The 12,186-nt window shown below is 68.8% G+C and carries 9 protein-coding genes; 2 read left to right on the top strand and 7 right to left on the bottom strand.

The genetic code is table 11. The annotated features are described in order from the left end of the window. Window positions 1-22 precede the first annotated feature (22 nt). From leuA to WMF36_RS25875, 3 genes are all read right to left on the bottom strand, one after another. Window positions 23-1,714 (bottom strand): 2-isopropylmalate synthase, encoded by a 1,692-nt coding sequence (leuA, locus tag WMF36_RS25885; RefSeq protein WP_437573427.1) that lies wholly within the window; start codon window positions 1,712-1,714, stop codon window positions 23-25. A 306-nt stretch (window positions 1,715-2,020) separates the two neighbouring features. Next, the gene (locus WMF36_RS25880) at window positions 2,021-3,586 is read right to left on the bottom strand and encodes an endo-1,4-beta-xylanase (protein ID WP_437573426.1); all 1,566 of its coding nucleotides are present in this window, start codon (window positions 3,584-3,586) and stop codon (window positions 2,021-2,023) included. A 728-nt stretch (window positions 3,587-4,314) separates the two neighbouring features. Continuing rightward, complete coding sequence (locus tag WMF36_RS25875) at window positions 4,315-4,641, bottom strand: hypothetical protein (protein WP_437573425.1); 327 nt, start codon at window positions 4,639-4,641, stop codon at window positions 4,315-4,317. Between the two features lie 49 nt (window positions 4,642-4,690). Between WMF36_RS25875 and WMF36_RS25870 the strand changes: the two genes are divergently transcribed. Together WMF36_RS25870 and WMF36_RS25865 are read left to right on the top strand one after the other, a co-directional pair. Continuing rightward, a complete protein-coding gene (locus WMF36_RS25870; RefSeq protein ID WP_437573424.1) occupies window positions 4,691-6,619 on the top strand; it encodes a hypothetical protein in 1,929 nt (642 codons plus the stop codon). A 375-nt stretch (window positions 6,620-6,994) separates the two neighbouring features. Beyond that, the gene (locus tag WMF36_RS25865; protein WP_437573423.1) at window positions 6,995-8,620 is read left to right on the top strand and encodes an IgGFc-binding protein; all 1,626 of its coding nucleotides are present in this window, start codon (window positions 6,995-6,997) and stop codon (window positions 8,618-8,620) included. A gap of 22 nt (window positions 8,621-8,642) precedes the next feature. On the opposite strand, the gene WMF36_RS25860 is transcribed toward WMF36_RS25865, so the two are convergent. The 4 genes from WMF36_RS25860 to WMF36_RS25845 are packed head-to-tail and all read right to left on the bottom strand — an operon-like array spanning window position 8,643 to window position 12,125. Then, window positions 8,643-9,263 carry an ABC-type transport auxiliary lipoprotein family protein gene (locus tag WMF36_RS25860; RefSeq protein ID WP_437573422.1) on the bottom strand — a complete coding sequence of 207 codons (621 nt, stop codon included), beginning with the start codon at window positions 9,261-9,263 and terminating at the stop codon, window positions 8,643-8,645. Window positions 9,264-9,268: 5 nt separating this feature from the next. Continuing rightward, on the bottom strand, window positions 9,269-10,246 hold the full coding sequence (locus WMF36_RS25855) for an MlaD family protein (RefSeq protein WP_437573421.1): 978 nt from the start codon (window positions 10,244-10,246) through the stop codon (window positions 9,269-9,271). After that, window positions 10,246-10,983 (bottom strand): ABC transporter ATP-binding protein, encoded by a 738-nt coding sequence (locus WMF36_RS25850; RefSeq protein WP_437573420.1) that lies wholly within the window; start codon window positions 10,981-10,983, stop codon window positions 10,246-10,248. Before WMF36_RS25850 ends, WMF36_RS25855 begins: the two co-directional genes overlap by 1 nt. Then, complete coding sequence (locus WMF36_RS25845; protein WP_437573419.1) at window positions 10,980-12,125, bottom strand: ABC transporter permease; 1,146 nt, start codon at window positions 12,123-12,125, stop codon at window positions 10,980-10,982. Before WMF36_RS25845 ends, WMF36_RS25850 begins: the two co-directional genes overlap by 4 nt. Window positions 12,126-12,186 lie beyond the last annotated feature (61 nt).

Raw genomic sequence — 12,186 nt, 5'->3', positions numbered from 1 at the left:
GTCTCGCTGGCCGCGCGCCCGCTCACTCCGCCGCCGCCGCGAGCCGCGCCGGCTCCGTCGGCCGCGCGCGGTTCCACGCCGACGCGACCGCGGCGAGCGACGCCATGACGGCGCTCCGGTGCGTCCCCACCCCGAAGGTGCGTTTGCGCCCGACCGAGATCGCCGCGTAAGCCACGGACTCGGCGCCTGCGCTCCGCTCGTTCGCGTGCTCCGCGTGCTCGTCCAGCGCGATCGCGATCCCGGCGTGACGCGAGAGCGCGCTGGCAAAGGCCTCGACGGGGCTCTTTCCGGCGGCGCTCAGCACCTGGGGGACACCGCGGATCTGGACGTGGAACTCGTGTCGTTCACCCTCGCCCTGGCCGCTTCGCCTGTGCTCCGTCACGCGCAGCGGCCCGCCGCGGTTCACGTACTCGCGCTCGAAGATCACCAGGATCTCGGCCTTCTGCACCTCGCCCTCGGTCCGCTCTGCCCTGCGCTGCACCGCCTGGCTCAGCTCGATCGCGAGCCCCTTCGGCAGCGCATAGCCATGGTCGTGCTCGAGCACGTACGCCACGCCGCTCTTCCCCGACTGGCTGTTCACGCGGATCACCGCCTCGTAGCCGCGCCCCACGTCCTGCGGATCGATGGGCAGGTAAGGCACCTCCCAGACCGTGCTCCCGCCCTCGCGCAGCGCCTTCCAGCCCTTCTTGATCGCGTCCTGGTGCGAGCCCGAGAAGGCGGTGTACACGAGCTCGCCGACATAGGGGTGGCGCGGGTGGACCGGCAGTCGGTTGCAGTGCTCTGCCGTCTCCTTGATCGCCTGGACGTCGTGGATCTCGAGCTCCGGATCGACGCCCTGGGAGAACAGGTTGAGCGCCAGCGTGATGACATCCACGTTCCCCGTGCGCTCGCCGTTCCCGAACAGCGTGCCCTCGACGCGGTCGGCGCCCGCCATCACGGCGAGCTCCGCCGCGGCCACGGCGGTCCCGCGATCGTTGTGCGGGTGCACGCTCAGCACGATGCAGTCGCGCTGCTTCAGGTTCCGGTGCATCCACTCGATCTGATCCGCGTAGACGTTGGGCGTGGCCATCTCCACGGTGGACGGCAGGTTCAGGATGATCTTCCGTGACGGGGTGGGTTGCCACACGTCCATCACGGCCTCGCAGATCTCCTTCGCGAAATCGAGCTCGGTGCCCGTGAAGCTCTCGGGGGAGTACTCGAGCACGACGTCGGTCTCGGGCATGCGCGCCGAGAGCTCCTTCACGAGCCTCGCCCCGCGCACGGCGATGTCGACGATGCCCGCGCGGTCCAGGCCGAACACCACGCGCCGCTGGAGCGTGGACGTGGAGTTGTAGAGGTGAACCACGGCGCGGCGCGCCCCGCGGATGGCCTCGAAGGTCCGCTCGATCAGGTCGGCGCGCGCCTGCGTGAGCACCTGGAGGGTCACGTCGTCCGGGACGAGCCCCTCGTCGATGATCCGGCGCACGAAGTCGAAGTCGGGCTGCGACGCGCTGGGAAAGCCCACCTCGATCTCCTTGAATCCCATGCGCAGGAGCTCGTGCCACATGCGGAGCTTGCGCTCGGGGCCCATGGGCTCGACGAGGGCCTGGTTGCCGTCGCGCAGATCCACGCTGCACCAGCGCGGCGCCCTCTCGATCACGCGGCTGGGCCAGCGCCGATCGGGCAGATGGATGGGCTGAAACGGCTTGTACTTGTGGACGGGCATCGTGGACATGACAGGACTCCCTGAAAGCTGAAGATGGGAGTCGTCGCGACGACGATGCGAGAACCCCCACCGGGACAAGAAACCGAGGGGGGCCGAGCTGCGAGGATGAACGTCGTCAGCAGCGCGCGCAGAGCCCCCGAGGCCGTAGGCCTAGGCGGGGGCAAAGGGAGCGCGCGGGCACGACAGACATCGCGGGGGCAGCCTAGCGAACGTCCTCTTGCTTGTCCAGCCCCGCGGCGCGGAGAGGCTCTGCGCGCGCTGGCCGCGATCAGGACGCCGCGGTGCACCTCGCCGCGTCGTCGATGCGGCGGGCCGTCAGCGGTCGAGGAAGTCCATCAGCCAGGTCATGGCCGGTCGCATGGTGCCGTTCGAATGCTGGATACCCGTGTTGTCCCTCCAGGTCGCGCCGACGATGTAACCCCACAGGGTGATGCCGGGGACGGAGGGGTGATTCCAGAACATCGTGAACTGCTCCTGCATCACCCTGCGCTGCTCCTCGTCGTTCGCGATGCCGATGTCGTACTCGGTGATGTACACGGGCTTGCCCAGCGCGGCCATCTTGTCGATGTACCCCTTCACCGTGTTCGTGTTGATCCTGTAGGCGTCGTGGGCCTGCGCGCCGAGCGCGTCGACCGGGGCGCCTGCGTTGATCACCGCCCTCGCGATGCGCATGAAGTTGTTGTGCTCGCCCTCGTACTCGATGTTGTTGTAGTCGTTCAGGATCAGGACCGCGCCCGGGCAGTACTCGCGGGCCCACTTGAAGGAGTTGACGATCCAGTCCCAGCCGCTGGCGCCGTCGCCGCCGATGCCGTTCTTGTAGGAAGGCGTCGTGTGGGGCGGCGGTTCGTTGACGACGTCGATGTACTTCGTCTCGGGGTAGCGCGCGCAGAACGACCGCATCCAGTCCTTCACGGCCGCCTGCTGCTCCGCGCCGGAGAGATTCGCGAGCCAGCCTGGCTGCTGGCTACCCCACACGAAGACGTGCTGCTTGAACGGGATGCGGTTGTCCTTCGCGTACTTGTAGATCGCGTCGAGCTTGCTCCAGTCTCGGACGCCGCGGGACCTCTCGACATCGCCCCACTTGCCCTCGTTCTCGGGCGTGATCTGGTTCCAGTAGTTCGCAAAGCCGCTGCGCACGGCCCCGCTCGTCGTGATGTTGCCCACGAACTTCCCGCCAGACGGGGTACCGCCGCCCCCACCGCCGGAGCCGCCGGAGCCGCCAGAGCCCCCCGAGCCGCCGGTCCCGCCGGTCCCGCTGCTCGAGCTCGAGCTGGTGGTCGAGCTCGAGCTGGTGGTCGAGCTCGAGCTGGTGGTCGAGCCGCCCCCCGCGCGCCTGAGCGAGAACTTCTGGTTCTGGCCGTTGGCCCAGCTCCACTGCTGGAGGCCGGTGCCGTCCGACGTCGAATTCCCCATGACATCGAGCGCCTTGCCGCTGCTGCGGACATTGACGCGCTGGACGTTGGCGGCGACATCGCTGAAGGAAAATTGCTGGCTCCCGGCGGTGCCGCAGGCCGACTGGACGATGGTCGCGCCGTCCGCGCCCGATCCGCCGTTGGTCCCGAGGCAGAGACCGCTGTTGACGTTTTTGAGCCGGTAGAAATTGCCGCCCATGGACTCCGCGCGGAACTGCTGCCTCGTGGCGCCGTTGCACGTGGCGATCTGCGCGGCCGCCGAGCTCGACGTGCTCCCACCCCGGATCTCCACGCACTTGTTGCTCTGCACGCCGACGAGCGTGTAGACCGCGCTCGTATCGACCGCGATGGCGCCCTCGATCGAGCCCCCCTCTTCGAGGTCGAGCTCCTCCTCGGAGCCGACGACGCACGACACGGCGAGCAGGCCCATCGCGGCGGCATGCAAGGCATGCTTGAAAGCGAATCTCATGTTGTTCTCCTGGTCCTCTAAGTAAGTAACTGCGGAGCTGTCTACAGCTCGATGCTGCCCTTGCGCCGTCGGGATCGCTCGTTGCGCCGTGAAGGCTCCCAGTGAGGCCTCGGTGGCCGTCGTCGCAGCTGGTGAGCCCCTGGTAAGATGCGTGCGGAGCGGATAAGTCGGTTCTGAGTGCGATCAGGCAGCTGAATGAAGGTACTCTTGTTCCTGACTGGCATTCCCGTCAAGTCGATTGTGCATTGAAGGCAGCCCAAGCTGTGATGAAGGTACGATAATATCAGCTGGAGTGATGACGGCGACGCAAGGCCCGGCACGGGTCGAGGGCTCGCCGGGCGCCGCCGCCGCTCGAACCGCTCCAGCGACGGTGTACCTGCATTCCAGGCGCACTGTCGGGTTACAGAGAAGGTGGCGCTTTTCCGCCTGCTTCGGCTGCCTGCCGTGTGAGCTGTAAATAGGTGGCCACGTGGCTTGACGCGCATGCTGAATTGCGCTCGGAGCCAGGGGCGATCCTTCCTCGAAACGCGCTGGTCCGTGTGTTGCGACAATGTGTGATCAATCGCTTGCCGGGTGGAGATAGTTGTACAGGTGGCGAGGTCCGCTCGGCCTCCGCCACCGGCAAATAAGCCTCATTCGTAAGAAACCGAGGTCGTCCGACGACCTCGGCCGAGAACCGAGAACCGCGACGACAGTCGCCCGAGAGGTCCGCCGATGCGCAAGATCGCTTACTTGATCGCCCTCAGTTCGGCAGCAATCGTCGCGGGCTCGCTCGCGACCGGCTGCGTCGCGATGATCGGAGATGCCGGAGACAACGACTCCGACGATTCGAACGGAGCGGGGGCGGGGCCCAGCTCTTCGTCGAGTGGAGATAACAACGCCAGCGGCTCCAGCGGCTCCGGAGGCTGGACCAGCGGCTCTGGAGGGTCGTCCAGCGGCACCGGCGCGGGCACCGGCACCGGCGCGGGCAGCGCCAGCACCAGCAACAGCACCGGCGCCAGCACCAGCGCCAGCACCAGCACCAGCACCAGCACCGGCCCGAGCCCGGAGCCCATCGCTGGATGTGAGCTGGGCTTCACCGAGCTCCCGGATGGCAAGGGCGGCGTGAACGTCGAGTCCGTCTGTATCGGGGACGAGGTCGGGCTCGACAAGGCCAAGTCGCTGGAGGCCTTCAAGACGACCGTCTACCCGCTGCTGACAAAGAACTGCTCGGGCTGCCACAGCACGACGAGCCGGGCGCAGGCGCCCATCCACTCCGACGTCGACCCGGCGCTGGCCCACGAGTACGCGCTCACGCGCGTGAACTTCAAGAAGCCCGCGGACTCCAAGCTCGTCGTCCGGATGGGCATCGACCGGCACAACTGCTTCGGATCGAGCTGCAAGGACGCGAACGCGCAGATGCTCTCCGCCGTGCAGGCGTGGGCGGCCGCGGTCGCGCCGTCGCTCCCGGAGACCCCGCGCCCCGTCGCGGCAGGCGAGCAGATCAGCGAGGCGCAGGTCAAGGAGTGGATCGCGGCGGACAAGGCCACCCACGCTGCCGGCGCGGACGCTGAGTTCATCAAGTACACCTCGCTGCACGAGATCCACAACAAGGGCGCCTCGGCGGAGGACATGAACGTGGCCCGCGTCGGCCTGTCGAAGGCCCTGAACTCGACCGCGCGCTGGGCGCCCGAGATCGTGAACCCGGTGGACATCAACGGCAAGGGCATCGTCTACCGCTTCGATACCCGCAACTACTGGGGTCACAACAAGGGCGTCACGAAGCTCCACTTCGGCGGCTCGGACGACGACGTCTTCTTCGGCAGGACCAGCGTCAACTACCTGGGCGAGCGGGTCGGCTCCGATGTCACAACGAAGGAGAAGTACAGGTACACGGCGGAGGTCCAGGAGGACCCGAGCTTCGCGAAGCTCGTCTGGGGCCGCGTCCTCGCCGGCAACGTCGAGGGCGCCACGGACAGCGCGGTGCTGCCGCCCTATGTCGACGGCTTCAAGACGGATTACGTCGAGACGAGCCAGCTTGTCTACACGCTGACGCGCCCCGACGTATACAACGCCATCATGGCGATCCCCTGGTATGCCCAGGACCTCGAGACCGAGCTCGGCGTCATCAAGGACGATGGGATGAAGTCGTACGAGTACATGGTCACAAAGCAGGCCATCACCATCGACTCCCGCATGTACTGGCGGGCCAGGACGAAGAGCGGCGGGTACTACTGGAAGACCTGGGACATCTTCACCGGGCAGCTCGAAGGCGGCGTGCAGACGATCGAGCAGGCGTACGAGCAGGGCCAGATCCGGTTCCCCTTCTGGGCGCATCCGATCCCGACGTTCATCGCCGGGACGGGCGGCGGCGTGACGGCGGGCACCCTCAGCTTCGTCGCGACCCTGGCTCAGCCGTTCAAGAGCTCGGAGCCGTCCGGGTGTGATGGGCAGCCGAACTACGGCGGCAACGACTTCCTGAACTGCCGCTACTACACCGGGACCGCGGGGCTCCAGCAGTCGGCGGAAGAGGTCATCTGGGATCTGCCGAACGGCCTGCAGGGCTACTCGCTGTGGGGCGGCTTCAACCAGCGCCGCGTCGACGCCTTCGTCAACATCGTGCGTGATCCGCGCATCACCCGGCAGGACGCGGACGCCGTGATCACGAGCCGGATCGGCTTCGCCAGCACGGACCGCCGCCTGAACACCGGCAGCTCGTGCATCGGCTGCCACGCGGACGGCATGAACCGCGGCGACAACGACCTGCGCGACTGGCTGGACGAGGGCGGCGCGCGCCTCCCGAAGGGCCAGCACGGGGTCGACGGGTGGATCGACGACGAGCAGACGGTGGCGCAGGTCAAGGAGCTGTACCCGCCCTCGAGCGTGATGAGGCCGCGGATGGAGGACGATCGCCGCGTCTTCATGAAGGCGATGTCCCAGATCAAGCGGGAGATGGTCCTGGGCATCGACAAGAACGTGTACGTGGAGCCGACGATCTGGACCATCGAGTGGGCCCAGAGCTTTTACAAGTACGCGCCGACCCGCTCGAACTGAGCCGGGCCTCGCGCGCCCGCGCGTCTCCGTCGGCTTCTTGCTTCGCGCGGGAGCGCGACGATGATTTTGCCGAGGAACTTCGCGCAGCTGCGGAACGCTTCGCCCACCGACGGCCCGACCGCGCTTGACAGTTCTCCGGCGACACGATGACTTCAGGAGATGAGGTTCTCCCTCACTTATCTTCTTGTCGCGCTACTGCCTCCGTCCCTCCTCGCCGCCGCCTGCACCCCCAGGGCGGACCCGTTCCGGAACCCGCCCAGACCGGCGGGCAAGGGCGGGACGGGCGGCTCGGGGGCCATCGGCGACCTGGGTGTCGGCGGCGGCATCAGCGGCGGCTGGACGGGGAGCGGATGCTCCGCGGACATGAGAGACGTCGTGGACGCCGAGGGGAACGTCCTCGGCGCGTGCCCGCCCCGGCTGGGGTGTTACCAGGGGCAGTGCATCCCCGCCTGCGAGGCCGCCGAGAAGGCGGGCGGCTCGATCGGTTGCGACTACCTCGCGCCGTCGCCGCCGTTCTTCCAGAACGATCTCGCCGGCTCCACGTTCAGCGGCGCGTGCCATGCGGTCTTCCTCGCGAATACCTGGGATCGCCACGCCAGGCTCCGCGTCGCTTACGACGGCGAGGCGCTCGACGCGGCGGGGTTCACCTACCTCCCGAGCGGCATCGGTCCGAGCACCAGGTACACGCGCTTGCCCGAGGATGGCATCCCGCCGGGCGAGGTGGCGGTGCTGTTCCTCTCGCACCGGAGGGGTGCATCGACCGGCTTCGGCTCGCTCGAGTGCCCGCGGCCTCCCGCCGTGCTGGCCGATGTGGCGGTGCACAGGAGCGGCACCGGCACCGCGTTTCAGGTCGCGTCGGATACGCCCGTCTCGGCGTACGACATCCTGCCGTACGGCGGGGCGTTAAGCTTCCTCCCCAGCGCCTCGCTCCTGCTCCCGCGCAGCACGTGGGGCACCAACTACTACGCCCTGGCGCCGCACCCCCACGGCCTCGGCGTTCCGTGGATGATGCTCGTCGCCGCCGAGGACGACACCACGGTGGATCTCGTTCCCCCATCGAGCCTCCCCGGCGGTCCCGGCGTCCCGGGCGCTCCGGCCAACGCCGCCACGCAGATCAAGCTCGGCGCCGGCGACGTTGTCCAGTGGATGGGCGCCGACCCGAGCGGCGCCGTGCTCCAGTCGAGCAAGCCCATCGGCGTGTGGACCGGCAACACGTACCTGCAGGTGGCGACAAAGACGTCCCCGGCCGGCGGCGGTCAGGACGCCGCCCACCAGCAGATCGCGCCCATCAGCGCTCTCGGCGGCGAGTACGTCGGCGCCGGCGTGCTCTCGCGGCTGTCCTCGCAGGAGCCGGAGAGCGTCGTCTACCGCCTGCTCGGCGTGGCCGACGCCACGACGCTCTCCTGGGATCCGGCGCCGCCGGCCGGCGCGCCGGCCACCCTGGCGGCGGGCGAGGTCGCGGAGTTCCAGACGACGTCGCTGTTCTCGGTGCGGTCGCAGGACGGCGATCACCCCTTCATGCTCACGCAGTACATGCCCGGCGCCCCCGCCAGGACGCTCCCTGGCTGCGTGGCGGAGATCCCGGTTCCCGGCTCACCGTGCCAGCTCGGGGACGAGGAGTGGGTCATCCAGCTGCCGCCCGAGCAGTTCCTCGAGCGATACGTGTTCTTCACCGATCCGACCTATGCCACGACCAGCCTGGTGATCACCCGCGTCCGGGGCCCGAACGGCTTCGCGGACGTGGAGCTGAGCTGTCTCGGTCCCGTGACCGGGTGGCGTCCTGTCGGGACCGCGGGCGCGTTCGAGGTGGCCCACGTCGATCTGAGCCGCGGCTTCGTGGGCGCGAGTCCAGCGTGCGAGACGAGCCAGCACGAGGCGAGCAGCGCGGGCGCCTTCGGCGTCACCGTCTGGGGCACGGACTTCTTCGCTTCGTACGGCTACCCCGCCGGCGGCAACGTCGAGAGCATCAACGACGTCGTGGCCCCGCCGGTCCCGCGCTAGCCACCCGCGCCGAGTCAGGCCGTCAGGGGGCCGCGATCGCCTGCGCGTTCCCCGCGCCGGCGGCGGCGAGCCGCGACGCCACGCGCGACGCGAGCCGCTCCGCGATCTCGTGGAGCGCCGCCCCCATCGCCGCGGCCATGTTCCCGGGATCCTCGATGTCCCCGCGGACCTCGACCTCCGCCGTCATGCTCTGGGTGTCCAGCACGGTGCGGTCGTCCTGCACGGCGTAGTGGAGGGTGACACGCGCGGCGCGGCCGCCTCTCCGGTGCACCTCGTCGAACGCGAGCAGCTCGACGTCGAGCGCCGGTCCGCCGCCGGACACGGCCTGCACGAGGGGGCGCTCCTCGAAGAGCGCCCGCGCGAGCGCGCGGCGGACGAACTCCTCGGGCCGCTCTGTCCAGCGGCGATCCTCGTACATCGCGACCTCGACGTCGGAGGAGCGGTACACGATGCGGTTGCGCAGGTGGGAGCTCGACGAGATGCGGCCGAGGCGCAGGCGCGGCCCGTCCGCGCTCCCGCGATCGGGCGCTCGTGGCGACTCATCCCATCTCGGGGTGAAGTAGCGGACGGACAGCGGCTCGGCCTTGGAGGTGAGCGCGCAGCCCGGGATCGAGAGGAGCAGCGCGAAACAGAGCGTCTTCACGATCCTCACGGCTGCTTCTTTCCGGCGCGACCTTTGATGAGCATATCGGGCTCCTTGTCCAGCGACTCGAAGACGTCGCGGACCGCCTCGAGCGCCTCGCGGAACTCGCGCAGCGTCGCGTCGATCTCGCGCGTCGTGCCGTGGGCGCTGCGACCGACCTCACCGAACGCGTCCGTCGCCCGCGTCGCGCTCGCGACGAGCCCGCCGTCTCCGCCGAAGCGCAGGAGCACGCCGTCGAGCCGCGAGACAGCGACATCCATCTTGGCGAGGGTGCTCGCCGCCTTCTCGGGGATCTTCGCCTGGTTGATGCCCTTCACGGTGCCCTGGAGGTCGGCCAGCATGTCATTCATGTTCGCCAGGGTGGCGACCGTCTTCTCCGCCAGGTTCTCGTCCTGGAGCTGCCCGAGCATGACGTCGATGTGATTCAGGGCGGACGAGATCTGCGCCCCCATGGCGGGGAGGCTGTCCGCGGCCCGCACGATGCTGTCCTCGAGGTTCTTCATGAGGGACGGCGCGGCAGGGATGTAGTTCGCCGGCGTCTGGAAAGGCAGCTCGGGGAGAGGGGTGGTCTCGGTCTCGAAGAAGTCGATGGCGAGGAACTTCATGCCCGTGATGCCCTGAGACTGGAGCTGCGTCCGGAGCTCGGGCGGCACGGAGAACCGGACGGAGTTCGCCTCGCCGGGCGGCGATGTCTCCGTGAGCCCGAGCCGCCGGATGCTCTCGAGATCGAGCTCTGCGACGACCTGCACGTGCCGCCGATCGGGCGCGATCTCGATCGCGGCGACCGTCCCGATGGTCACGCCGCGGTACTTCACCGGCGAGCCCAGGTCGAGCCCCTGCACCGATTCGTTGAAGTACGTGGCGTAGGCGAGCGTCCGCCGTTCGCTTCGGTTCGCCCCGAAGGCCACCGCTGTCGCGAAGGCGGCGGCGAGCCCGAGGAGGACGAAGAGACCTATCTTGAAATAGTTCGTGGTGGAGAACATCAGACGGCCTCGGCGGTGCGGTTGAAGAAGCTGTGGATGCGCGGATCACCGCTGTCGCGCAGCTCGGAGGGGCGGCCGCGCGCGATGATGCTCCTCGTCTCCTTGTCGAGCAGGATGCACTGGTCGACGATCGCGAAGATGCTCTGCAGCTCGTGGGTCACCACCACCACGGTGAGGCCGACGACGCGCTTCAGCGTGAGGATGAGCTCGTCGAGCCCGGCGGACATCACGGGATCGAGCCCGGCCGACGGCTCGTCGAGGAAGAGGAGCTCGGGCTCGAGCGCCATGGCCCGCGCGATCGCCGCGCGCTTCTTCATGCCGCCGGAGAGCTCCGAGGGGAGCTTGTCCGCCGCGCCCTCCAGGCCGACGAGGCGCAGCTTGGCGCGCGCCATGGCGTGCACCACGTCCGGCGGCAGCCTCGTCCACTCGCGGAGGGGGAGCGCCACGTTCTCCACCACGGTCATCGAGCCGAACAGCGCGCCGTGCTGGAACATGACGCCGAACGGCGGGCGGCCCTCGACGAGGCGCGGCGCCCCGATCCCGTCGATATGAATGCTGCCCGAGATCGGCTGCTCGAGCCCGGTGAGGAAGCGCAGCGTCGTCGACTTGCCGCACCCGCTCCCGCCGAGGATCGCGAACACATCGCCGCGCGCGACGCGGAACGAGGCGTTCTCCAGGAGCCGGGTGTCGCCCCAGCCGACGGTGAGATCGAGGACCTCGATCATCGGGTCGCTCATACGTCGAGCGCCCTGAAGAGGACGGTGAAGAGGGTGTCGATGAGGACGATGCAGAAGAGCGATGCGACGACGGTCGACGTGGCGCGGCGCCCCACCCCTTCCGCGCCGCCCGAGGTCGCGAACCCTTGCTGGCACGCGATGAGCGCGATGGTCAGGGCGAACGCCGCGCTCTTGATCAGGCCGGTCCCCACGTCGTGGGGGTGGACGGCGATCAGCGTCTCGTTCCAGTAGGCCTGCCGGCTGACGCCGAGCGAAAACGACGCCACGAGCATCCCGCCCGCGATGCCCACGATGTCGGCGAGCAGGGTCAGCACCGGGACGACGAGGAGGAGCGCCAGCGCGCGCGGCAAGACGAGGTAGTTGACCGTCCCGAAGCCCATGATCCGCAGCGCGTCGATCTCCTCGGAGACCTTCATCGTCCCGAGCTCTGCCGCGATGGCGGCGCCCGAGCGGCCACAGACGATGATCGCGGTCATGAGCGGGGCGAGCTCGCGCGTGACGGAGAGGCCGACGAGGTCGGCGACATAGATGTTGGCGCCGTAGGCCGCGAGCTGCTTCGCGGCCTGAAATGCCATGACGAAGCCGACGAGGGTGTTGATGAGGAGGACGATCGGCAGCGCGTCGACGCCGGTCTTCTCGACGAACGGGAGCGTGTCGTGCCAGTTGCCCGTCCTCGGCCGCCGCGCGACGTTGACCGCGGCGACCACCATCTGTCCGAGGAACTCGACGACGAGCCTGGCCTCATCGAGCACGGACACGGTCGCGCGACCGACCTGCTCGACGAGCCCCTCCGCTCTCTTCGGCACGAGGCGCGCGACGCGATCGTTGCCACCGTAAAGCTCGATGAGGGCCGCGATGCGCTCGTTCGCCCCGGAGAGATCGAGCCGTGCGCCCCGCTCCGCGAGCACGGCGCGGAGGTGCAGCAGGAGCGACAGGATGCCGCCGTCCATGACGCTGACGCGCGCGAGGTCGAACGTCACGGTTCCGTCGTGGATCTCCTCGACGGCTGCGGACAGCTCGGGCCAGAGCGCGTCGGCGTCTCGCATGCGCAGCTCGCCGTGCAGCGGGATCAGCCGCCTCGCCGAGGACCCCTGGCCAGGGATCAGGGCCGCCCTTGGGGCAGCGAGCTCAGCGGACGCCATGGAGGTTCACTGGGCGCCTAGCTCAGCAGGCGCCGTGCCGGGACAGACGAGGGGAAAAGCC

It is taken from the genome of Sorangium sp. So ce887 (assembly GCF_051521455.1).
Lineage (GTDB): Bacteria > Myxococcota_A > Polyangia > Polyangiales > Polyangiaceae > Sorangium.
The sequence above is the reverse complement of the archived record's forward strand: the minus strand, read 5'-3'. Positions and strand labels throughout refer to the sequence as shown.